General features: G+C 57.0%; 20 protein-coding genes. 10 read left to right on the forward strand and 10 right to left on the reverse strand.

The window, feature by feature from the left end:
• The first annotated feature begins 125 nt into the window (after nucleotides 1-125).
• The 8 genes from EGY08_RS19880 (at nucleotide 126) to EGY08_RS19915 (ending at nucleotide 10,187) form a co-directional block, all read left to right on the forward strand.
• Complete coding sequence (locus tag EGY08_RS19880; RefSeq protein ID WP_087828548.1) at nucleotides 126-704, forward strand: YecA family protein; 579 nt, start codon at nucleotides 126-128, stop codon at nucleotides 702-704.
• 29 nt (nucleotides 705-733) lie between these two features.
• Nucleotides 734-2,050, forward strand: coding sequence for a Xaa-Pro aminopeptidase (gene pepP, locus EGY08_RS19885; protein WP_004125002.1), 1,317 nt, complete (start codon nucleotides 734-736; stop codon nucleotides 2,048-2,050).
• A complete protein-coding gene (ubiH, locus tag EGY08_RS19890) occupies nucleotides 2,047-3,225 on the forward strand; it encodes a 2-octaprenyl-6-methoxyphenyl hydroxylase (RefSeq protein WP_123828829.1) in 1,179 nt (392 codons plus the stop codon). The genes pepP and ubiH overlap by 4 nt, the downstream gene beginning before the upstream one ends.
• Nucleotides 3,226-3,235: 10 nt before the next feature.
• Nucleotides 3,236-4,438, forward strand: coding sequence for an FAD-dependent 2-octaprenylphenol hydroxylase (gene ubiI, locus EGY08_RS19895; protein ID WP_087828532.1), 1,203 nt, complete (start codon nucleotides 3,236-3,238; stop codon nucleotides 4,436-4,438).
• A 420-nt stretch (nucleotides 4,439-4,858) separates the two neighbouring features.
• Nucleotides 4,859-5,953, forward strand: a complete 1,095-nt coding sequence (gene gcvT / locus EGY08_RS19900) for a glycine cleavage system aminomethyltransferase GcvT (RefSeq protein ID WP_049114444.1) — start codon at nucleotides 4,859-4,861, stop codon at nucleotides 5,951-5,953.
• 22 nt (nucleotides 5,954-5,975) lie between these two features.
• The gene (gene gcvH, locus EGY08_RS19905; protein ID WP_004124985.1) at nucleotides 5,976-6,365 is read left to right on the forward strand and encodes a glycine cleavage system protein GcvH; all 390 of its coding nucleotides are present in this window, start codon (nucleotides 5,976-5,978) and stop codon (nucleotides 6,363-6,365) included.
• Nucleotides 6,366-6,509: 144 nt separating this feature from the next.
• Complete coding sequence (gene gcvP / locus EGY08_RS19910; RefSeq protein ID WP_123828830.1) at nucleotides 6,510-9,383, forward strand: aminomethyl-transferring glycine dehydrogenase; 2,874 nt, start codon at nucleotides 6,510-6,512, stop codon at nucleotides 9,381-9,383.
• Between the two features lie 60 nt (nucleotides 9,384-9,443).
• On the forward strand, nucleotides 9,444-10,187 hold the full coding sequence (locus tag EGY08_RS19915; protein WP_123828831.1) for an SDR family oxidoreductase: 744 nt from the start codon (nucleotides 9,444-9,446) through the stop codon (nucleotides 10,185-10,187).
• 110 nt (nucleotides 10,188-10,297) lie between these two features.
• Here EGY08_RS19915 and EGY08_RS19920 read toward each other — a convergent pair whose 3' ends face one another.
• From EGY08_RS19920 to EGY08_RS19930, 3 genes are all read right to left on the reverse strand, one after another.
• Nucleotides 10,298-10,789: a protein disulfide oxidoreductase gene (locus EGY08_RS19920; protein WP_123828832.1), complete on the reverse strand. Its 492-nt coding sequence runs from the start codon at nucleotides 10,787-10,789 to the stop codon at nucleotides 10,298-10,300.
• Nucleotides 10,790-10,979: 190 nt separating this feature from the next.
• Complete coding sequence (locus tag EGY08_RS19925; protein WP_004124981.1) at nucleotides 10,980-12,413, reverse strand: 6-phospho-beta-glucosidase; 1,434 nt, start codon at nucleotides 12,411-12,413, stop codon at nucleotides 10,980-10,982.
• A 121-nt stretch (nucleotides 12,414-12,534) separates the two neighbouring features.
• Nucleotides 12,535-13,263 (reverse strand): MurR/RpiR family transcriptional regulator, encoded by a 729-nt coding sequence (locus EGY08_RS19930; RefSeq protein ID WP_024358621.1) that lies wholly within the window; start codon nucleotides 13,261-13,263, stop codon nucleotides 12,535-12,537.
• Nucleotides 13,264-13,313: 50 nt separating this feature from the next.
• Here EGY08_RS19930 and yqfB point away from each other — a divergent pair, with 50 nt between their 5' ends.
• Nucleotides 13,314-13,625: a N(4)-acetylcytidine aminohydrolase gene (yqfB, locus tag EGY08_RS19935; RefSeq protein ID WP_123828833.1), complete on the forward strand. Its 312-nt coding sequence runs from the start codon at nucleotides 13,314-13,316 to the stop codon at nucleotides 13,623-13,625.
• A gap of 162 nt (nucleotides 13,626-13,787) precedes the next feature.
• Nucleotides 13,788-14,447 (forward strand): PAQR family membrane homeostasis protein TrhA, encoded by a 660-nt coding sequence (gene trhA / locus EGY08_RS19940; protein ID WP_123828834.1) that lies wholly within the window; start codon nucleotides 13,788-13,790, stop codon nucleotides 14,445-14,447.
• Between the two features lie 159 nt (nucleotides 14,448-14,606).
• Here the strand turns inward: trhA and dagF are convergent, their stop codons facing one another.
• The 7 genes from dagF to dagR form a co-directional block, all read right to left on the reverse strand.
• Nucleotides 14,607-15,350, reverse strand: coding sequence for a 2-dehydro-3-deoxy-phosphogluconate aldolase (dagF, locus tag EGY08_RS19945; RefSeq protein ID WP_049115562.1), 744 nt, complete (start codon nucleotides 15,348-15,350; stop codon nucleotides 14,607-14,609).
• Nucleotides 15,337-16,446, reverse strand: a complete 1,110-nt coding sequence (dgaE, locus tag EGY08_RS19950) for a D-glucosaminate-6-phosphate ammonia lyase (RefSeq protein ID WP_004124974.1) — start codon at nucleotides 16,444-16,446, stop codon at nucleotides 15,337-15,339. Before dgaE ends, dagF begins: the two co-directional genes overlap by 14 nt.
• 3 nt (nucleotides 16,447-16,449) lie before the next feature.
• Nucleotides 16,450-17,310 (reverse strand): PTS system mannose/fructose/sorbose family transporter subunit IID, encoded by an 861-nt coding sequence (locus EGY08_RS19955; RefSeq protein WP_162626088.1) that lies wholly within the window; start codon nucleotides 17,308-17,310, stop codon nucleotides 16,450-16,452.
• The gene (locus EGY08_RS19960; protein ID WP_004124968.1) at nucleotides 17,307-18,056 is read right to left on the reverse strand and encodes a PTS mannose/fructose/sorbose/N-acetylgalactosamine transporter subunit IIC; all 750 of its coding nucleotides are present in this window, start codon (nucleotides 18,054-18,056) and stop codon (nucleotides 17,307-17,309) included. Before EGY08_RS19960 ends, EGY08_RS19955 begins: the two co-directional genes overlap by 4 nt.
• 25 nt (nucleotides 18,057-18,081) lie before the next feature.
• On the reverse strand, nucleotides 18,082-18,567 hold the full coding sequence (locus EGY08_RS19965) for a PTS system mannose/fructose/N-acetylgalactosamine-transporter subunit IIB (RefSeq protein ID WP_123828835.1): 486 nt from the start codon (nucleotides 18,565-18,567) through the stop codon (nucleotides 18,082-18,084).
• A gap of 12 nt (nucleotides 18,568-18,579) precedes the next feature.
• Nucleotides 18,580-19,005, reverse strand: a complete 426-nt coding sequence (locus EGY08_RS19970; RefSeq protein WP_004124962.1) for a PTS sugar transporter subunit IIA — start codon at nucleotides 19,003-19,005, stop codon at nucleotides 18,580-18,582.
• A gap of 120 nt (nucleotides 19,006-19,125) precedes the next feature.
• A complete protein-coding gene (gene dagR, locus EGY08_RS19975) occupies nucleotides 19,126-21,924 on the reverse strand; it encodes a transcriptional regulator DagR (protein ID WP_123828836.1) in 2,799 nt (932 codons plus the stop codon).
• Nucleotides 21,925-22,092 lie beyond the last annotated feature (168 nt).

The raw sequence follows: 22,092 nt of genomic DNA on the forward strand, positions 1-22,092 counted from the left end.
GGGAGGGTCTGCGAAGGGGCGACACTATAGCTACCCTGGTTTTAAGATACAAGCCCTATTCTGGTTCACCAGGGTCCAAAGTGGTAGCATATCATGAATATTCCTCCCAACGATGACGAATGCGCATGTCTATACAGAACGAAATGCCTGGCTATAACGATGTAGACCAGTTACTGAACCAACAAGGGGTGGGATTAACCCCTGCCGAAATGCACGGTTTGATCAGCGGGATCCTGTGCGGCGGCAACAAAGACAGCAGCTGGCAGCCGTTGGTGCACGATCTGACCAACGAAGGTCTGGCCTTTGGCCATGAGCTGGCGCAGTCGCTGCGTAACATGCATTCCGCCACTAGCGATTCGCTGGAGGACGACGGCTTCTTATTTCAGCTCTACCTGCCGGATGGCGATGCGGTGAGCGTGTTCGATCGCGCTGATGCTCTGGCGGGTTGGGTAAACCATTTCCTGCTTGGACTGGGCGTGACGCAGCCCAAGCTGGATAAAGTGAAAGACGAAACCGGCGAAGCCATCGACGACCTGCGCAATATTGCCCAGCTTGGGTATGACGAAGACGAGGATCAGGAAGAACTCGAAATGTCTCTGGAGGAGATTATCGAATACGTACGCGTTGCCGCGCTACTGTGTCACGACACCTTCTCTCTCCAGAAACCCACCGCGCCGGAAGTGCAAAAGCCGACGCTACATTAATAAATTCATTAAATCGTTCAGGGGGCGTCATGACTCAGCAGGAATTTCTCTCTCGTCGCCAGGCTCTACTGGCGCAGATGCAACCGGGCAGCGCAGCGCTCATTTTCGCCGCGCCGGAAGCGGTACGCAGCGCAGATTCGGAATATCCCTACCGGCAGAGCAGCGATTTTTGGTATTTCACCGGCTTTAATGAGCCCGAAGCGCTGCTGGTATTGATTAAAAGCGATGAGACGCACAACCACAGCGTGTTGTTTAACCGCGTGCGCGACCTGACCGCTGAAATCTGGTTTGGCCGTCGCCTTGGGCAGGAAGCTGCCCCCGAGAAGCTGGGCGTCGATCGCGCGCTGGCATTTAGTGAAATCAATCAGCAGCTGTTCCAGCTCCTTAACGGCCTCGACGCTATCTACTTTGCGCAGGGCGAATATGCCTACGCCGACGAAATCGTGTTTAACGCGCTGGAAAAACTACGCAAAGGCGTGCGGCAGAATCTACAGGCGCCGAACTCGGTCATTGACTGGCGGCCGCTGGTGCATGAGATGCGCTTGTTTAAGTCGCCAGAAGAGCTGGCGGTGATGCGCCGCGCAGGCGAGATTTCCGCCCTTGCGCATACCCGTGCGATGGAAAAATGCCGCCCGGGGATGTTTGAATATCATCTGGAAGGCGAGATCCTCCACGAGTTCAACCGCCACGGCGCGCGCTTCCCTTCTTATAACACCATCGTGGGCGGCGGCGAAAATGGCTGCATCCTGCACTACACCGAAAACGAATGCGAGCTGCGCGACGGCGATCTGGTGCTGATTGACGCAGGCTGCGAATACCGCGGCTACGCGGGCGATATCACCCGAACCTTCCCGGTTAACGGCAAGTTCAGCCCGGCGCAGCGCGAGATTTACGACATCGTCCTTGAATCTCTGGAAACCTCGTTGAAGCTCTATCGCCCCGGAACCTCGATCAACGAGGTTAACCAGCAGGTGGTGCGGATTATGATTACCGGCCTGGTGCGTCTGGGGATCCTGAAAGGCGAAATTGATGAGCTGATTGCTAATAACGCCCATCGTCCTTTCTTTATGCATGGCCTGAGCCACTGGCTGGGTCTCGACGTGCATGATGTCGGCAGCTATGACATCGACCGCTCGCGTATTCTCGAACCGGGAATGGTGTTGACCGTTGAGCCTGGGCTGTATATCGCCACGGATGCCGACGTTCCGGCCCAGTACCGCGGCATCGGCATTCGTATTGAAGACGACATCGTCATTACTGAGGACGGCAACGAGAATCTCACCGCCGGGGTAGTGAAAAAGGCTGATGATATTGAGGCGCTGATGGCGGCGGCGCGCCAGCTATGAGCGTCCTGATCGTTGGCGGCGGAATGACCGGCGCGACGCTGGCGTTAGCGATATCTCGCTTAACCGGCGGTACGCTGCCCGTGCATCTGGTTGAAGCATCCGCGCCGGAATCCGCGCAGCATCCGGGTTTTGACGCCCGCGCCATCGCCCTGGCTGCTGGTACCTGCCAGCAGCTGGCGCGCGTGGATATCTGGCAAGAGATAGCCGACTGCGCCACGGCCATTCAGCGCGTGCATGTTAGCGACCGCGGCCATGCGGGGTTTGTCACCCTCGAGGCTGAGGACTATGGGCTGGCGGCGCTGGGTCAGGTGGTTGAGTTGCACGATGTCGGCCAGCGCCTGTTTGCGCAACTGCGCAAAGCGCCGGGCGTGACGCTGCACTGCCCTGCCAGGGTGGAAAATGTCAGCCGCAGCGAAGAGAGCGTGAGCTTGCAGCTGGATAACGGCGAAACGCTCAGCGGTAAGCTGCTGGTCGCCGCCGACGGTTCGCGCTCCACTCTGGGAGCCCGCTGCGGTATCAGCTGGCAGCAACAACCCTATGAACAGCTGGCGATTATCGCCAACGTCAGTACCGCTCAGCCGCATAGCGGGCGCGCGTTTGAACGCTTTACCCCACACGGTCCGCTGGCGATGCTGCCTATGTCGCAGGGCCGCTGCTCGCTGGTGTGGTGCCATCCGCAATCGCGGCATGAAGCGGTTCTGAGCTGGTCTGACGAACGCTTTTGTCACGAGCTTCAGCAGGCGTTTGGCTGGCGTCTTGGCCGGATCGTCCAGGCCGGAAAGCGCAGCGTCTATCCGCTGTCGCTGACCTCGGCTACCCGCACGGTTGCGCATCGTCTGGCATTGGTCGGCAATGCGGCGCAAACGCTGCATCCTATCGCCGGACAGGGGTTTAACCTCGGTCTGCGGGATGTGATGAGCCTGGCGGAAATGCTGGCGCAGGCGCATGCTGACGGAGAGGATCCGGGTAGCTATCCGCTTTTATGTCGCTATCAGGCCCGGCGCGCCGAAGATAAGGCCGCCACCATCGGCGTGACCGACGGGCTGGTGCATCTGTTCGCCAATCGCTGGGCGCCGCTGGTGATGGGGCGCAATCTGGGCCTGATGGCGATGGAATTATTTACCCCGGCGCGCGATGCGCTGGCGCAGCGTACCCTCGGTTGGGTCCCCCGTTAAGGAGTGAAACGTGCAAAGTGTTGATGTCGCTATTGTTGGCGGTGGAATGGTAGGACTGGCCGTTGCCTGCGGTTTACAGGGCAGCGGGCTGCGCGTTGCGGTGCTCGAACAGGCCGCGCCTCAGCCTTTGAGCGAGGATGCGCCGCCGGCGCTGCGGGTGTCGGCGATTAACGCCGCCAGCGAGAAGCTGCTGAACAAACTGGGCGTCTGGCAGGATATTATCGCCCAGCGCGCCAGCTGCTACCACGGTATGGAAGTGTGGGACAAAGACAGTTTTGGCCGCATCAGCTTTGATGACCAGAGCATGGGTTTTAGTCACCTTGGGTATATTATTGAAAACGCCGTGGTTCACCATGCCCTGTGGCAAAAAGCACAGCGCTGTGCAGACGTCACCCTGCTGGCTCCGGCGCAGCTGCAGCAGGTCGCGTGGGGGGAGAACGAGGCCTTTCTTAGCCTGCAGGACGGCAACATGTTAACCGCCCGGCTGGTGGTTGGCGCCGACGGGGCCAATTCGTGGCTGCGCAATAAAGCCGATATTCCGCTGACCTACTGGGATTATCACCATCATGCGCTGGTTGCCACTATTCGCACCGAAGAGCCGCACGAAGCGGTGGCGCGTCAGGCGTTTCACGGTGAAGGGATCCTCGCGTTCCTGCCGCTGAGCGATCCGCACCTTTGCTCTATTGTCTGGTCGCTCTCTCCTGAAGAGGCGGAGCGGATGCGGGCGGCGGACGATGCCGCTTTCAATCAGGCGCTGAATATTGCCTTCGATAACCGCCTCGGCTTATGCGCCGTGGAGAGCGAGCGCCAGGTCTTCCCGCTCACCGGCCGCTATGCGCGTCAGTTTGCCGCCCATCGTCTGGCGCTGGTCGGCGATGCCGCCCATACCATTCATCCGCTGGCGGGGCAGGGCGTTAATCTTGGCTTTATGGATGCCGCCGAGCTGATCGACGAACTGAAGCGCCTGCACGCGCAGGGCAAGGACATCGGCCAGCATCTGTATCTGCGTCGCTATGAACGCAGCCGCAAGCATAGCGCCGCGGTGATGCTGGCGGGGATGCAGGGTTTTCGCGACATGTTCTCCGGCAGCCATCCTGCGAAAAAGCTGCTGCGGGATATCGGCCTTAAGCTGGCGGATACATTGCCCGGCGTGAAGCCGCAGCTTATTCGTCAGGCGATGGGGCTCCACGACCTGCCTGCCTGGTTACGTTAAGTACATCACACTTCTCTCACCCGGCCTCGCGCCGGGTTTTCTCCTCTCATTTGAAATAATCTAATTTCACCTCGTTTTTCGCATTAGTTTTATTAATGTTACCTTTTTTTTGTTATAGAAATTAGGCTCATCATTTCGCAGAAAATATCATCATGCGCTGCTTTTTCACTTTATTAGTTTAATTTTATGCGGTTTAACCCGCTTTATTGCAGCCGAAAACTCTGTAGTCTCTTTAGCTGATTTTAGTCATAAGCTAATGTGATGTCCTGACCAGGCTTATGGTTTAGTGTGGATATCGGTGGTAAGTTCAGGCCAAAGAGAACGTTTGCGTCAGCGTCCGTTAGCGATGCCGGCGGCGTTTTTCGCGGCGCAAAAACGCCAGAAATAGTGGCTGGTTCCGTTTTATTCGATGAGGAAAAGATGGCTCAACAGACTCCGTTGTTTGAACAACACACGCTATGCGGCGCGCGCATGGTGGATTTCCATGGCTGGATGATGCCGCTGCATTACGGATCCCAGATTGATGAGCATCATGCGGTGCGCGGCGATGCCGGAATGTTCGATGTGTCGCACATGACCATTGTCGATTTCCACGGCAGCCGAATCCGCGAGTTTCTGCGCTATTTGCTGGCTAACGACGTAGCGAAGCTCACCGTGCCAGGTAAAGCGCTCTATAGCGGCATGCTGACCGCCTCCGGCGGCGTCATTGATGACCTGATTGTTTATTTCCTTTCTGAAGACTATTTCCGCCTCGTTGTTAACTCCGCCACCCGTGAAAAAGATCTCGCCTGGATCACCGAGCAGTCTGAATCTTATGGTCTTGAGATAACCGTGCGCGACGATCTTTCCCTGATCGCAGTCCAGGGGCCTAGGGCGAAAGAGAAAGCGGCGACGCTGTTTACCGATGCGCAGCGTCAGGCCGTGGAAGGCATGAAGCCGTTCTTTGGCGTGCAGGCTGGCGATCTGTTTATTGCGACCACCGGTTATACCGGCGAAGCGGGCTATGAAATCGCGCTGCCGAACGAGCAGGCGGTAGATTTCTGGCGCGGCCTGCTCGATGCGGGCGTTAAGCCATGCGGCCTCGGCGCGCGTGATACGCTGCGCCTGGAAGCGGGCATGAATCTTTACGGCCAGGAGATGGACGAAGGCGTCTCTCCGCTGGCGGCTAATATGGGCTGGACCATTGCCTGGGAACCGGCTGACCGTGATTTTATCGGGCGTGAAGCGCTGGAAATGCAGCGTGAAAAAGGCACCGAGCAACTGGTGGGCCTGGTGATGACCGAGAAAGGCGTTCTGCGCGGCGGCCTGCCGGTGCGCTTTAGCGATGCCGACGGCAATCAGAAAGAAGGCATTATCACCAGCGGCACCTTCTCCCCGACGCTGGGCTACAGTATTGCGTTAGCGCGCGTACCGGAAGGCATCGGTGAAACCGCCGTAGTGCAGATTCGCAACCGCGAAATGCCGGTCAAAGTGACTAAACCTGTTTTTGTACGCAACGGCAAAGCCGTGGTGTGATTTCCCTTTTGGAGATGAATTGATGAGCAACGTACCAGCAGAACTGAATTACAGCAAAGAACATGAATGGCTGCGTAAAGAAGCGGACGGCACTTATACCGTTGGTATCACCGAGCACGCGCAAGAGCTGCTTGGCGATATGGTTTTCGTAGACCTGCCGGAAGTGGGCGCCGTCGTTGAAGCGGGCGCAGACTGCGCGGTTGCCGAATCCGTCAAAGCGGCTTCCGATATCTACGCGCCGATCAGCGGCGAAATCGTTGCCGTCAATGACGAGCTGAACGACTCCCCTGAGCTGGTCAACAGCGAGCCGTACGCCGGCGGCTGGATCTTTAAAATCAAAGCCAGCGACGAAGCTCAGGTTGCCGCGCTGCTGGATGCGACCGCATACGAAGCTCTGTTAGAAGACGAATAAATACGCTTCATCCTTCACGCTGCAGGGGCGTTGGCTTCCTGCTACGCCAATGATTTTGCGTATTCTGGCCCGGTAAGCATCAGTGCTCGCCGGGCAAACCAGTCAGACAATCACGATTCACCGCACGTTCAGGAACCATCGCTCATGACCCAGACTTTAGGCCAGCTTGAAAACCGTGACGCCTTTATTGAACGTCACATCGGCCCGGACGCCTTGCAGCAGCAGGAGATGCTGAAAACCGTTGGCGCCGATTCGCTTAACGCCCTGATTGGCCAGATTGTGCCGCAGGATATCCAGCTGGCGACGCCGCCGCAGGTGGGCGAGGCAACCACGGAATTCGCCGCGCTGGCGGAACTCAAGGCGATTGCCGGTCGTAACAAGCGCTTCAAGTCGTACATTGGCATGGGCTACACCGCCGTGCAGCTGCCGCCGGTGATTCAGCGCAACATGCTGGAAAACCCGGGCTGGTATACCGCCTATACGCCTTATCAGCCGGAGGTTTCTCAGGGCCGTCTGGAATCGCTGCTGAACTTCCAGCAGGTGACCCTCGACCTGACCGGTCTCGATATCGCCTCGGCCTCGCTGCTGGACGAAGCCACCGCCGCCGCGGAGGCGATGGCGATGGCCAAACGCGTAAGCAAACTGAAAAACGCCAACCGTTTCTTCGTCGCCGCCGACGTTCACCCGCAGACTCTGGACGTGGTGCGCACCCGCGCGGAGACCTTCGGTTTCGATGTGATTGTCGATGATGCGGAAAAAGCGCTCGACCATCAGGACGTCTTCGGCGTACTGCTGCAGCAGGTGGGCACCACCGGCGAGGTTCACGATTACAGCAAACTGATTGCTGACCTGAAAGCGCGCAAAGTGATTGTCAGCGTCGCCGCCGATTTTATGGCGCTGGTTCTGCTGACCGCCCCGGGCAAGCAGGGCGCGGACATCGTTTTTGGCTCCGCCCAGCGCTTCGGCGTACCGATGGGCTACGGCGGCCCGCACGCGGCTTTCTTTGCCGCCAAAGATGAATTTAAACGCTCCATGCCGGGCCGTATTATCGGCGTATCGAAAGATGCGGCGGGCAATACCGCGCTGCGCATGGCGATGCAGACGCGCGAGCAGCATATTCGCCGCGAGAAAGCGAACTCCAATATCTGTACTTCTCAGGTGCTGCTGGCCAATATTGCCAGCCTGTACGCGGTATTCCACGGTCCGGCTGGCCTGAAGCGTATCGCCAGCCGTATTCACCGTCTGACCGATATTCTGGCCGATGGTCTGCAGAAAAAAGGCCTTAAGCTCCGCCATGCGCACTACTTCGATACCCTGTGCGTTGAGGTTGCCGATAAAGCCGCTGTGCTGGCGCGGGCGGAAGCGCTGCGCATTAACCTGCGCAGCGATATTCATCATGCCGTCGGGATCACCCTTGACGAAACCACCACGCGTGAAGACGTCCTGAATCTGTTCCGCGCCATCATTGGCGACGATCATGGCCTGGACATCGATACCCTGGATAAAGACGTGGCCCTCGATAGCCGCTCGCTCCCCGCCAGCATGCTGCGCGACGATGCGATCCTTACTCATCCGGTGTTTAACCGCTACCACAGCGAAACCGAGATGATGCGCTATATGCATGCGCTGGAGCGTAAGGATCTGGCGCTCAACCAGGCGATGATCCCGCTGGGCTCCTGCACCATGAAGCTGAATGCCGCCGCCGAGATGATCCCTATCACCTGGCCGGAATTCGCCGAACTGCATCCGTTCTGCCCGGTCGATCAGGCTGAAGGCTATCATCAGATGATCGCTCAGCTCTCCGACTGGCTGGTTAAGCTGACCGGCTATGATGCGGTCTGCATGCAGCCGAACTCCGGCGCGCAGGGCGAATACGCGGGCCTGCTGGCAATTCGTCATTACCACGAAAGCCGCAACGAGGGGCATCGCGATATCTGCCTGATCCCAAGCTCTGCGCACGGCACCAATCCGGCTTCCGCGCAGATGGCGGGAATGCAGGTGGTAGTGGTGGCCTGCGATAAAAACGGCAATATCGATCTGGCGGATCTGCGGGCGAAAGCCGAGCAGCATGCGGCGAACCTCTCCTGCATCATGGTGACCTATCCGTCCACCCACGGCGTTTACGAAGAGACCATTCGCGAAGTGTGCGAAGTGGTGCATCAGTTTGGCGGCCAGGTTTATCTCGATGGCGCGAACATGAACGCCCAGGTTGGCATTACCTCTCCGGGCTTTATCGGCGCGGACGTCTCGCACCTCAACCTGCATAAAACCTTCTGCATTCCGCACGGCGGCGGCGGCCCGGGTATGGGGCCGATCGGCGTGAAATCGCACCTCGCGCCGTTTGTACCGGGCCACAGCGTGGTGCAAATTGAAGGCATGCTGACCCGCCAGGGCGCGGTTTCCGCTGCGCCGTTCGGCAGCGCCTCCATTCTGCCGATTAGCTGGATGTATATCCGTATGATGGGCGCAGAAGGGCTGAAACAGGCGAGCCAGATGGCGATTCTGAACGCCAACTACATAGCTACACGGCTGAAAGACGCGTTCCCGGTGCTGTATACCGGCCGCGACGGTCGCGTGGCGCACGAATGCATTCTGGATATTCGTCCGCTGAAAGAAGAGACCGGCATCAGCGAGCTGGATATCGCTAAGCGACTGATTGATTTTGGTTTCCATGCACCAACCATGTCCTTCCCGGTTGCCGGTACGCTGATGGTTGAACCAACCGAATCGGAAAGCAAAGTGGAGCTGGACCGCTTTATCGATGCGATGCTGGCGATTCGCGGCGAGATCGACCGCGTGAAAGCCGGCGAGTGGCCGCTGGAGGATAACCCACTGGTGAACGCGCCGCATACCCAGGGTGAACTGGTGAGCGAGTGGAACCATCCGTACGCCCGCGAACTGGCGGTCTTCCCGGCAGGGCTGAACAACAAATACTGGCCGACCGTTAAGCGTCTGGACGATGTTTACGGCGACCGTAACCTGTTCTGCTCCTGCGTACCGATGAGCGAATACCAGTAATCTGCTGATTAGACTATCTTTTAAAGGCGCTGCGGCGCCTTTATTTTTTGGGAGAATGGCATGACGATAGCACTGGTAACGGGCGGCAGCCGGGGAATAGGTAAAGCGACGGCGCTGCTGCTGGCGCAGGAAGGTTATACCGTGGCGGTGAATTACCACCAGAATAGCGCCGCCGCGATCGGCGTGGTGAACGAGATTATCGCCAGCGGCGGCAAAGCCGTTGCGCTACGGGCGGACGTCAGCGATGAAGCGCAGGTGATGGCGATGTTTGCCTCGATCGACCGTCTCGGCGAACCGCTCTCCGCACTGGTCAATAACGCCGGGATTTTATTTACCCAAGGGACGATTGAAAGCCTTAGCGCCGAACGGATTAACCGGGTGCTGGCCACCAATGTGACCGGTTACTTCCTCTGCTGCCGGGAGGCGGTAAAGCGGATGTCGTACAAGCACGGCGGTAAGGGCGGGGCGATTGTGAATGTGTCGTCCGCGGCGTCGCGCCTCGGGGCGCCGGGGGAGTATGTGGATTACGCCGCGTCGAAAGGTGCGGTAGATACTCTGACCACTGGCCTGTCGCTGGAGGTAGCGGCGCAGGGGATTAGGGTTAACGGCGTGCGTCCCGGCTTAATCTATACCGACATGCACGCCAGCGGCGGTGAGCCGGGGCGCGTGGATCGCGTGAAGTCGATGCTGCCCATGCGGCGCGGCGGGCAGCCGGAGGAGGTGGCTCAGGCCATCGTCTGGCTGCTAAGCGATAAGGCTTCCTACGTTACCGGCAGCTTCCTCGAGCTGGCGGGCGGAAGATAATCGGCAGCTCGTTTCCCGGGGGGGCGGCTAACGCCTTGCCCGGGCGACAAAATCTGCATACCGCACCCCATCCGTAGCCCTGCTAAGCGCAGCGCAAGCAGGGAAATGCCCTACGACGCCAGCCACAGCCGCAGGCGCATCCCCCAGCCGCTGGTCCAGCCGGTGGTGATTGACTTAACCTCGCCGCGTGAAATCACGATCAGGGTCGGCGTGACCTGCACTTCCCACCGTTGGGATAGCTGACCTGTAGCGTCATTGATCGTCGGCAGCGCCGTTTTTTTATGCGCCAGCCAGCGCGTCAGGGCGGCGTTGTCGCCGGAACGGAGCGCTACCGTCATGACGTTGCCGCCATCGTCGGCCAATGCGGCCACCGAAGGCGTGGTATAGCGGCAAACGCCGCACCAGGTGTCCCAGACGTACAGCAGCAAAGGGCGCTCGTGGCTCAAGGCCGCCAGATCGACCGTTCGGCCATCAAGCGTTTGCAGCGGCGTGCTGGAGAAATTCTGCGGCAGCGCGGGCCTGCGCAGGTAATCCACCGCCAGGCTGACGGCGGCGACAATCAGCAGCCATATCAGGATCTGTCTGAAGACGTTTAGCATCATTTTTCTACATAGTGATGCGCCGGAAAGGTCGGCAGCGTGCGGCGTTGATTCGCGGAGTAAGCGTCAGCGGCTCAACGTTTGATGTGGTTTATCTTATCGGCTGAGCGCGCGTTAGCAATGCTAAAGCTGTAAAGAAGTGTCTGTTTTGTGGGAAGTTTTGCCCCTTTCCGGCTGGAAAGGGGCAAGATGATTACAGTTTCTCGCCGTTGCTGGCGATAACGTCTTTGTACCAGTTAAAGCTCTTCTTGCGCGAGCGGGACATATCGCCGGTACCATCGTCATGTTTGTTGACGTAGATAAAGCCGTAGCGCTTGCTGTATTGACCGGTCGTGAAGGAGACACAGTCGATGCAGCCCCACGGGGTATAGCCCATTAGCTCAACGCCGTCGTAAGTCACCGCTTTGATCATCTCTTCGACGTGAGCGCGCAGATAGTCGATACGGTAGTCGTCGTTGATGCTGCCGTCTTCTTCGACTTTATCGTACGCGCCGAAGCCGTTTTCGACGATAAACAGCGGTTTCTGATAGCGCTCATACAGTTCGCACAGCGCATAGCGCAGGCCCACCGGGTCAATTTGCCAGCCCCAGTCGGAGGCTTTGACGTGCGGGTTGGGCACGCTGCCCTCGAAGCCGGAAATTGCGTCGCCGCTGCCGCCTTCCGCTTTCACCGCATTGGTCATGTAGTAGCTGAAGCCGAGATACGCGCAGGTGCCTTCGCGCAGGATTTGGGCATCGCCGTCCTCCATGTTGATACTGAAGCCGCGACGTTCCCATTCGTTCAGGACGTAGCTCGGATAGTAGCCGCGCAGCTGGACATCGGTAAAGACGTAGCGTTCGCGCATGGATTCCTGGGCAAACATCACGTCTTCCGGCTTACAGGAGAACGGATAGAGAGGGACCATTGCCAGCATGCAGCCAACCTGCATCTGCGGATTGATTTGACGTGCCGCCTTCACCGCCAGTGCGCTGGCGACAAACTGATGGTGCAGCACCTGATACATGGTCTCTTCCGGGTTTTCATGCTCGGTATAGACCACGCCGGAGCAGCAGTAGCCAAACAGCGGCGCGCGCCAGTTACGCTGGTTATTGATCTCGTTAAAGGTCATCCAGTATTTCACTTTATGCTTATAGCGCTCGAAGACCACTTCGGCGAAGCGCACAAAGAAATCGACCACTTTGCGGTTGGTCCAGCCGCCGTACTGCTGAACCAGATGCAGCGGCATCTCAAAGTGGGAGAGGGTGATTACCGGCTCGATGTTGTACTTCAGCAGCTCATCGAACATGTCATCGTAGAATTTCAGCCCCTCTTCGTTCGGCTGGCTTTCGTCGCCCAGCGGGAAAATGCGCGTCCAGGCGATGGAGGTACGGAAGCACTTGAAGCCCATCTCGGCGAAGAGCTTGATGTCTTCTTTGTAGCGGCCATGGAAGTCGATGGCTTCATGGTTCGGATAGTACTTGCCCGGCTCTACCTGCTGGGTTATCTCGCGCGGCACGCCGTGCGCGCCGCCGGTAAGCACGTCGCAGATGCTCGGACCTTTACCGTCTTTATTCCAGCCGCCTTCAACCTGGTGCGCGGCGACGGCGCCGCCCCATAAAAAGTCTTTTGGTAAAGGAATTTTCTTCATCTTTGCTCATCTCGTCATAATTACTTGTTGGTTTCGAGTCTAACAAAGGCGATATAAATGTCACGATATAACAATTTTCCATGGATGGAATTTGTTACATCGAAAAAACATCCTGTTATTTTCAGCGGAGTTTGCGCGCTAATTTACGCCCCAGTGTTTCCAGAATATAAATGACTGGGATCTGGGTGGTAATGTCATAGACGCCGCCAATGCGCGTTTGCGGAACGTGCCAGGAGAGATTAAAGTCGGCAAGCTTTGCCAGCCGCGAGTGCTCGTGGCTGGTAATGGACATCACTTTACAGCGATGCAGGCTGAACTGGCTGGCAAAGCGCAGGATCTCTTCGGTTTCGCCGGAGACCGACAGCACAATCGCCAGCGCATTACGCGCCATATCATTGGTCACCGGGAAATAAGGGTCATCGATATGGTTACTGAATTTCCCGACGTTAGAGAAGAAACGCGCACCATATTTCGCCAGCGCGCCGGAGGTGCCGGCGCCGACGAAAATAATACGTTCCGACGACAGAATAATATCGACCGCCTGCTCGAGCAGTTGGTCAAATTCATCGTTATTAACGCTTTTAAAAAAGCTCATTATTTCGCTGGCACCGATATTTGCCTGTTGAGGCTCATTCTGCTCCAGATATAATTTAAAGCGTACGCGGAATTCCGAGTAGCCTTCGCACTGCAGCTTGCGGCAGAAGCGCAGGACGGTGGTCGTGGAGACTCCGGCCGCTTCCGCCAGTTCTCGGATGGTCATGTACATCACTTTGTCGCGATTTTTAATGACATAGTGATACACCATCATCTCAAGATTATTGAGACTGGCGATAGCGGCGTGGGAGAAGATACTCACAGTGGCAAACTCACAATTCATAATGACCAGGACGGAATGATATCATGCAGCCAAATAACATAACCTTTTTTCAGCGTTTTCAGGACGACATCCTCGCCGGACGTAAAACCATTACCCTCCGCGATGCTGCGGAATCGCACTTTAAAGCAGGCGATGTACTGCGCGTTGGCCGCTATGAAGATGACGGCTATTTTTGCACCATTCGCGTAGTCGCAACCTCGACGGTGACGCTGGATACGCTGAGCGAACGGCATGCGCAGCAGGAGAATATGACCCTGGCGCAGCTGCGCGAAGTGATAGCGGAAATCTACCCCGAAGAAAAGCAGTTTTATGTTATTGAATTCGAAAAACTTTAATTAAATAGTGAACGCCTGTTAGTTGAAATATTTATGTAAGCTATTGATTTTATACTGTTCACAAATATTCATCTTTTTATTTTAGCTAACAGGTGTTCACTGGAATCATTCTCAGTTAACCTAAGTGTGCTATTGAAAGCGTACTTGTTTTCGGAGTCAAATATGGTTCGCAAATCGTTAATCACGCAGGGATATTCTCTGGCAGAGGAAATTGCCAACAGCATCAGCCACGGGATTGGGCTGGTGTTCGGTATTGTCGGTCTGGTGTTGTTGCTAGTACAGGCGGTGGACAGCAACGCCGGCGCAACGGCCATCACCAGCTACAGCCTGTACGGCGGCAGCATGATTCTGCTGTTTCTCGCCTCTACGCTCTATCATGCTATTCCGCATCAGCGGGCAAAGCTGTGGCTGAAAAAATTCGACCACTGCGCCATCTATTTGCTGATTGCCGGGACCTACACGCCGTTTCTGCTGGTGGGGCTCAATTCGCCGCTGTCGCGCGGGCTGATGATCGTCATCTGGAGCCTGGCGCTGCTGGGGATCCTGTTTAAGCTGACGATTGCGCATCGTTTTAAGATCCTCTCTTTAGTGACCTACCTGACTATGGGCTGGCTGTCGCTGATTGTGGTTTATCAACTGGCGATTAAGCTGGCGGTGGGCGGCGTGACGCTGTTGGCCGTTGGCGGGATTATTTATTCGCTGGGGGTTGTTTTCTACGTCTGCAAACGTATTCCGTACAACCACGCTATCTGGCACGGTTTTGTCCTGGGCGGCAGCGTGTGCCACTTCCTGGCCATTTATTTGTACGTCGGGCAGGTATAAATTTCGCGAAATCTCCCGGCTCGCGCTACGCTTTGCCGGGCTACAGGTTCACCGTCGTCTGAGGGCTGGTAGCCCGGACATGGCGCGCCAGCGCCGCCTCCGGGATATTCTCCGTTGGTGATGGCTTGCTTGCCTGGGCTACGGCCTGGTGTTTTTGATTCAGACCACGGCTTTCACAATATCCATTAATCTGCGGATATCTTCTGGCCGGGTATTGCCGGTTTGCGGGTCGATTATCGAGCTGTAAACATGAGGCATCACGCGAGGTACGCCGGCTTCCAGACAGCTTTGCAAAATAATGCCAAAGTTATCGAGATCGATTCCGCCGGTTGGTTCTATCAGCGTCATCCCGTTGCGCGCAGCGGTGGTCGCCAGCACATACAGCTCCGGTAGCGACTTCTCGCCGCCCATGGGAAAAAACTTCGCCGCATGGGCCCCCATATCCTGCATCATGCGTACCGCCGCATCGCAGGAGACGCGGGCCGGCGTGCCCTGACAGCTGCTGACGCCGGTGGAGATAAGCACCTCGCCTGGGGTTCCCGTCGGGCTGACCAGCGCATTAATGTAGGTCTGCTGCCCGCCCGTAGCCGCCAGCGCGCCTGCGGCAAACCCGCTGCCGGTAAAGGTCTGATTTACGTGCGCCGGGTGCAGCGCTGACGCGATCATCGCCGCTTTGTAATACTGTGCTGGATCGCCGGCCCCCAGGCCGACGGAGAGGGAGGGTATCTCCGCCATCCAGCGTTTGACTTCCTGGATACCTTCTTCCACGGAGGCAAACTGTGCCGAAAGGACGCCGATCGCCGCATGGCCTTCGGCGGCATCATAAATTTCCCGGGCGTTGGCGATATCTTTCGCCAGTACGTTAATTGCCACTCGTTGGCGATAAAAATTAATTTGCTGCATGGTTTGCAATCTCCTTTAAGCGCGTCACGATCAGGGCCATCTCCCCTTCAGCCACCGTTCGTGGGTCCAGACTAAAAACCCCCTGATGGAGGTTATAGCGCCGGGCGTAAATGGCGATATCGCCGTTGCGCAGCTGTGCTTCGACTTCGCGGGCATCCAGGCCCAGCTCCTCGGCATTCACCTGAATGCGGATACGCCAGATAGCGCGTCCGGCTTCATCCTGCTCAATATCGGCGGTTAAGCCCTTGATCTCTGAAATCGCTTTCGCGACGGGCTGGAGCTCCTCGGCAGCGACCGCCTTCTGTCCCTGATGATAGTGTTCCAGCGCATAAACCAGACCGACCATATTCTCCTTGCCGATTTTCATCGCCCGCGCAATACCGTGATGCTGCGCCTTACACGCCGCGATCCACTGTTTTTTCCCGGTGATGAATCCGGAGGTGGGCGCGTTAAACGCTTTTGCCCCGCTATAGATAACCATGTCCGCTCCGCTCGCGACCCAGACGCGCAAATCCTCCTCGGCGGCGGCGTCGACAATCAGCGGCAGGTTGTGGCGCTGCGCGACCTGGGCGAAGTCCTCAATGCTCAGCATCCCTTTTTGCACGCAGTGGTGCGACTTCACGTACAGCAGGGCGGCGGTGCTGGTAGAGATCGCGCTCTCCAACTGCCAGCGCGCCGCCAGATTGCTTGAACCGACCTCCACGACGCGCCCACCGCCTAAGCGAATCGCGCTGGTGATGGGCGCGCCGTAATCGACGTTATGCCCGCGGAGCATGACGACTTCGTTGGCCATATCGCGACTGTCCGGCATCTGCATCACTCGCGCCTGGTCGCCATGGGTAATCGCGGCGGCCACGGCGATGGCGATTCCCGCCGAGGCGCAGGAGGTGATATAGCTGTCCTCCGCACCGGTAAAGCGGGAGACCCGCTCGCCGGTTCGGTCTACCAGCCTGTCGATTTCCACAAAGGCCGATGCCGCCCGCGCCGTTGCCTGCATCACCTCCGGCGCCACGCTGGAAACGCCCAGAATCGTCATTTTGCCGCAGGCGTTAATCACCTGTTTTAACCCCAGCTGTTGATAGATATTCTGCGTCATGGTTTACAGCACTCCCAGTAGCGAACAGACCACGCTGAGCGCGACAATTGACAGCAGAATGGTGGTGTAGCGCGGCCCTTTCTTCACCAGATAGAAGTAGATGGCAAACACCGCCGCCAGCGGCAACAGGCCGGGCGCGATAGAGTCGAGAATTTGTTGGACCACCACCTCCGAGCCCTTCAGCGCGCTGAGCTTTAAGGGGGTGGTGATTTTGACGTAGCTTGCGGAGAGCGCGCCCATCATAATCAGGCCCAGCACGTTCGCGCCGTAGATAAGCTCCTTAATTCGTCCTCCCTGGAGCAGGCCGATTATTGAGTCGCGTCCCAGGGTGTAGCCTTTGTGCACCATGCCGTAGCTGATCGCCAGCGTAATGGCCGGATAGAGAATTAAGGGCACAATGCCGCCCATCGCGCTGCCGCTGGCGGCGAACGGGATGAAAATAGCAATCAGCAACGGCATGACGGCCGCCCAGATGATCGAGTCCCCCATCCCGGCCAGCGGCCCCATCAGCCCGGTCTTAATCCCGGTGATAGACGCGTCGCTAATCGGTTCTCCGCGGGTTTTCTGCTCCTCCATCGCAATCGAGATCCCCTGAATCACCGCGCCAAAGGTTTGCTCAGAGTTGAAGAAGTTCAGATGGCGTTTTAGCGCCTCCACCTGCTCTTCTTTTTGCGGGTAGAGTTTTTTGATAATCGGCGTCATGGAGGCGCAGAAAATCAGACTTTGTAAACGTTCATAGGAGCTGGAAACTTCCGCGCCCAGCCAGTAGATAAACCAGGCCTTGGTGATGTCCGCTTTGGTCAGCGTGCCGCTCTCACGTGCGCGCTCAACCAGTTCATGCTGCATTACGTCGCTACTCATCATGCTGCTCCTTCATTTTTCGCCAGGCCTTTAATCAGGAAGGCCACGCAGGTACCAAAGATCGCCATCGCCATGATGTCCACCTTCAGGTACAGCACCGCAAAGAATCCGCCGATAAACCACGGCAGCAGGCTCTTCTTGCCGATCACCATAATGGTGATGGCAAAGCCCAGCGCCGGCAGAATGCCGCCCATAATTTCAAAGGAGTGAGTCAACCAGTGCGGCATCAGCTTGAGGAAACTTTCCACCACGTCCTGGCCAAAATAGTTGGCAGCAAACACCACCGGGAAACGCAGCACCAGGCCGAGCAATGCCGGGTAGAGGAACGCGCAGCGCATAATACCGCCCATGTTGGCCGTTTCCGCGTGTTTATCCGCCATATGGACCCACGCGGCGTTCAGCGTGCGTCTAAGCTGGTCAAGGAATACGCCGATCACGCCAAACGGGATGGCCAGCGCGATGGCCAGGTTCGGATCCATTCCGGCTTTTACGGCAATAGGAATTGAGATGCAGGCGGCCAGCGCCGGATCTGACGGCACGTTACCGCCGGGCGTTGAGGTCACGCCGAGGTAAACCAGCTGCATGCCAGCGCCAATAATCATCGCTGTTTCCATGTTGCCCAGCAGCAGGCCGACAAAAACGGCGATCACCACGGGTTGAAGCAGCATGGCGGAGAAGGTGTAGCCAAGGCGTAAGCGGGCAAACCAGTAATACAATCCCATCAGGCTTGCAAAGACTAAAGTATCCATAATTATTTACCCTGTTATCAGAGGATTAGAATTTTTTCAGGATATCGTCCAGCGACTGCGGCTTATCTTCCGGGATAGTCTGGAAGACCGCCTTAATCCCTCGACTTTTCAGGTCGTGAAGAATGGCAACGTCTTTTTCATCCAACGTGATGTTCTGGAAAACGACCTTGCGGTTCGGCCCGCCGCCTAAGCCGCCAACCTGAATGGCGGAAACATCAAACCCGAGCTGTACGGCCTCCTGAATCGCCGCGAGGGAAGGGAACAGCACCAACACGCTGCCGTCACCAAGCTGGTTTTCTTTGCACGATGCGGCAAAGCTCTGATTGCTGTAGCAATCCACTTTGATGTTTGGCGGTGCCGCCATCAGATAGATATTTTTCATAAACGGATCGGCGTCCAGCTCATCACTCACTACCGCAATCCGGTTGGCCTGGGATTGTCCGACCCATTTTGTCACCACCTGACCATGAATGAGGCGGCTGTCGATACGACATAACACGATGTTAGCCATGATATTTTTTCCTTATTGTGATTGTTGTAGCTGACGAACGTGGGCGACAACGTCCAGACAGCTGCTGCGCGCGGCTTCAACTAAGTCGGCTACGCAGGCAGATAGCGGCCCCTGTTCACGCTTGTCCAGCGCCTCCAGCAGCAGCGAGGCATTCAGTCCGGAAATCACCGCCACCGGATAATCGGCGCTTAGCCGCGCGGCCACGTTAGAGGTAGTCCCACCGATAAAATCGGTCAGAATAAGTGAGCCTTCGGGCAGGGTTTTCACGACAGCTTCTACGCGCTGATAAAACTCGCCCAATGTATCGACGGGCATCAGGGCTATTTCCGTTACGCCTTTAATTTCGCCCGTCACCATGCACAGGCTGTTGCAGAGCTGTTGTCCCCAGCCGCCATGGGTCAGCAGCAGGATCTGGGACAAGGGTTCAGTGGTAATCAAAATGGCCTCCTGGCGCTATTACGTTGACATACGTAATAAGAGCAAAGGCTATGCCAGAATTTGTGTCACATGGGGGGATAAGAGGGGCTGGCGCAGCGTAAAGCCACGCCAGTTAAGGGGTTAGCGATACAGCAGTTCGTAGATATAAAAATATTCCGCGTCGGATAACCGAATGGCATAAGCCTCTTCGATCGGCTGGAAGGCGGATTTAATGACACTAAACGCGCGGACGTCCAGCGCGGGCTGGCTCTCCAGCGACATCTGTAACGGTTTTCGGTTAATCACGATACGCTCGACCATACAACAGCAGTGGATCAGGAAGCGTAGTGTCACCTGGCGGCTGGGTTTTAGCGAAAGCGAGGTGGTTAAATGATTAAACACGCCTTCCATCTCTTTAAGAATACGCTGGGGGTTGAGTACCGAAATATGGTTGATGATACTTTCCATGGTCAGCGCGCTGATAAATCGCATCGCGCTGCGCTCCATCTCCAGACGGCGCTCACTGCTTGAAAGGTCCGGCGTGAGCAGGCTAAGCACCAGCTCCGGCCCCTGCTCGGAGAACAGCTCTTCAAGTGAGATAAACGGAATGTCCGGCAGCCCCGGCTGGAAGGTGCCGACAATCCCCGCTAGCCGCTCACCGGCCAGCAGCGACTGCTGAACGCGCTCCAGGCTGCGAACCTCGTTGTAATCAAGGATTACCATTCGCGTATCCTGTGACATCAGCTCGCCAAAACTTTCCTCCAGCACTTTTTTGATTTTCTCTGCGGTTCCCATGCCCGTAATGCAGGAGATCACCAGCACCTTACCGCCATTCTCCTGCTGCGGAGTACAGAGCTGACAGGGGATATTTTTACTCTGCATTAATTCCGCAAGCTGCGGTAGCTCGCTGGTTTCATAGCTTAAATCCAGACCCAGCTCCAGCAGGCTGGTCAGCGTAATATTTGGCAGTAACAGGACGTCAATCTGGAATAACTTGCTGATGGTACTGCCAAAATGCACCAGTGAGCCGATATCCACCATCAGAATCAGCCGCCGGTAGCGTTGGGTTTGGATCAGCTGGGTTAGCGTTTCCAGCGTGTCATGCACCGACTGCTCAAATGGCATATCGATGGCGCTGAACAGCTCCCGCTCCAGCACTCGATTGACGTACTGGGCCTGGCTGGTCGCGGTCGTCGCTCCGTGAGCGATTAAAATGACGCCGCAGTCGGGACTGGCGTCGATACGCTGGCGATAATGGCGGCACTCTTTCAGGAACAGACATAACCAGACAATCTCCGTCGCCGGGCACTGAATATGCAGCAGCTCGTTGATTTTCCGGCACAGCAGAGTCGCGTTTTCATACTCGTCTTTGCAGCGGTCGAGGATCAGGCTGGAGGAGTAGAGCTGCGGGATCAGCCCGCGCTGGACGTAGCCAATCAGCGCCAGAAAGTGTTTTCGCAGCGGATTCATCAGGTTTTCTGGCAGCGTAAAGCCCAGCACCTGTTCCACACAGCCAATCAGCAGGGTCACCCGCTCTTCAATCCGATCGCCGTAGCGCGGCGGATGGGCCACGCTGTCGCGGCTGTAGAGACCATATTCAAAGATTGAACTGAGTTTGTTTTTGAGGATCGCCAGCGTCTCAGCCGGTGGGACATTGCTGTTGCGCAGGTTGATGTATTCGCGGGTGAGGAAGCTGTAAAACAGATCGCTTTCTTCGATCTCCGCTCCTGTCGCCAGAGAGGTTTTCAATGCGGGTAACGTGCGCGCATCGACGCTTAGCCGATCCTGGCCGTCAAACAAGGTATCGACGAGCAGGCGCTGTTCCGGGGTGGCGTTAAACGGCATGTCTACCAGCCGTTTATCCAGCCGGAGCGTGTCGTTATGCTCGGTCATTCCCGTGGCCCACGCCTGGGCGCAAAGAAACTGGATATCGCTTTTGAGCTGGCCGATATTGCCTTCCAGCGGCTTATTCAGCAACCAGAGCAACAGCGTTTTGTCGATACTGACCGTACGCTCAATTTTGCGGCTCTCACGCTGGAGAAAACCGACGATAAGCTCCACCTGTTCCTCCACCGAGCGCTGACGGATCCCAGGAAGATCGATACAGACCTGGATGCGCCTCTGGAACGTTCGCAGCAGCGCCGAACTGACCGGTTCGGTAGTGGCGCAAATCAAGCGTACCGTGATGGAACGCGCCGTGGCGCTTGAACCGAGCGGGCGATATTGACCTTTATCGAGAATGGAGAAGAGTTTTTCCTGCCCTTCATAAGGCAGGCGATGCACCTCATCAAGCAGCAGATACCCGCCGTCCGCCTGCTCCACTAGACCGGCTTTATTCTCACTGGCGCCGGTAAAGGCGCCCTGCCGATGACCAAATAAATGCGAAGAGAGCAGTTCCGGGTTGTGCGCATACTCGGCGCAGTTAAAGTAGACCAGCGGCGGGGGGGAGCCCGCGGCGTGTTCGCAGGCAAAGCGGTGCATCAGTTCGGCAAAGAAAGTTTTTCCCACACCGGAGGGGCCAGTCAACAGCACATGGAGCCCGTGAGGATAAAGCACCGCGGCGCGGCCTTTTTCCACCGCGTCACGGAGGCTACGGTCGTAGCCAATCAGCCCGCTGAAGGGGTCATCCGGCGAGCGATCTTCCTGATGCGGTAGAAGGTCGCCAACCGTGCGCACTTCACATTCGGTATCATTCAGTCTGCGCCCCAACAGCGTTTCCATTGCCTGACGGTGCAGAAAGAACACCGGTCGCCCTTTGCTTTTAATCGCCAGGCCGTCGTTCCATAACTGATTGAGGTCTTTACTGACCGAGTTACGCGCAAGCCCGAGGTTAAAGCCGATGGCTTCCGCCGTAAAAGCTGTTTCCTGTTCCAGATCCGCAAGACTCAGCCCGCGCGTTAGCCGCTCCAGTTCCCCCAGTATGACCTCAATCCGTCTCATCTCTTTACCGCTTAAGAAATAAATGATTGTTCAGAACATACACTATTATTCTACGCAAGAAAGTGGCCTGGGCCAGAGATGGCGCATTTGCGCAAAGCGCGGTCGCGGGTGTTTCGTGGTTTGCGGGTAGGGTAGCGCCGCCTCCGGGGAGAAGGCGGCCGGGAATGT

It is taken from the genome of Klebsiella sp. FDAARGOS_511 (assembly GCF_003812845.1).
Classification (GTDB): Bacteria; Pseudomonadota; Gammaproteobacteria; order Enterobacterales; family Enterobacteriaceae; genus Klebsiella; species Klebsiella grimontii.

Bases quoted from the DNA above. Each gene is read 5' to 3' on its own strand.
- EGY08_RS19880 (WP_087828548.1), top strand. From the start codon at position 126: ATGTCTATACAGAACGAAATGCCTGGCTATAACGATGTAGACCAGTTA.
- pepP (WP_004125002.1), top strand. From the start codon at position 734: ATGACTCAGCAGGAATTTCTCTCTCGTCGCCAGGCTCTACTGGCGCAG.
- ubiH (WP_123828829.1), top strand. From the start codon at position 2,047: ATGAGCGTCCTGATCGTTGGCGGCGGAATGACCGGCGCGACGCTGGCG.
- gcvT (WP_049114444.1), top strand. From the start codon at position 4,859: ATGGCTCAACAGACTCCGTTGTTTGAACAACACACGCTATGCGGCGCG.
- gcvH (WP_004124985.1), top strand. From the start codon at position 5,976: ATGAGCAACGTACCAGCAGAACTGAATTACAGCAAAGAACATGAATGG.
- gcvP (WP_123828830.1), top strand. From the start codon at position 6,510: ATGACCCAGACTTTAGGCCAGCTTGAAAACCGTGACGCCTTTATTGAA.
- EGY08_RS19915 (WP_123828831.1), top strand. From the start codon at position 9,444: ATGACGATAGCACTGGTAACGGGCGGCAGCCGGGGAATAGGTAAAGCG.
- EGY08_RS19920 (WP_123828832.1), bottom strand. From the start codon at position 10,789: ATGATGCTAAACGTCTTCAGACAGATCCTGATATGGCTGCTGATTGTC.
- EGY08_RS19925 (WP_004124981.1), bottom strand. From the start codon at position 12,413: ATGAAGAAAATTCCTTTACCAAAAGACTTTTTATGGGGCGGCGCCGTC.
- yqfB (WP_123828833.1), top strand. From the start codon at position 13,314: ATGCAGCCAAATAACATAACCTTTTTTCAGCGTTTTCAGGACGACATC.
- trhA (WP_123828834.1), top strand. From the start codon at position 13,788: ATGGTTCGCAAATCGTTAATCACGCAGGGATATTCTCTGGCAGAGGAA.
- dagF (WP_049115562.1), bottom strand. From the start codon at position 15,350: ATGCAGCAAATTAATTTTTATCGCCAACGAGTGGCAATTAACGTACTG.
- dgaE (WP_004124974.1), bottom strand. From the start codon at position 16,446: ATGACGCAGAATATCTATCAACAGCTGGGGTTAAAACAGGTGATTAAC.
- EGY08_RS19955 (WP_162626088.1), bottom strand. From the start codon at position 17,310: ATGATGAGTAGCGACGTAATGCAGCATGAACTGGTTGAGCGCGCACGT.
- EGY08_RS19960 (WP_004124968.1), bottom strand. From the start codon at position 18,056: ATGGATACTTTAGTCTTTGCAAGCCTGATGGGATTGTATTACTGGTTT.
- EGY08_RS19965 (WP_123828835.1), bottom strand. From the start codon at position 18,567: ATGGCTAACATCGTGTTATGTCGTATCGACAGCCGCCTCATTCATGGT.
- dagR (WP_123828836.1), bottom strand. From the start codon at position 21,924: ATGAGACGGATTGAGGTCATACTGGGGGAACTGGAGCGGCTAACGCGC.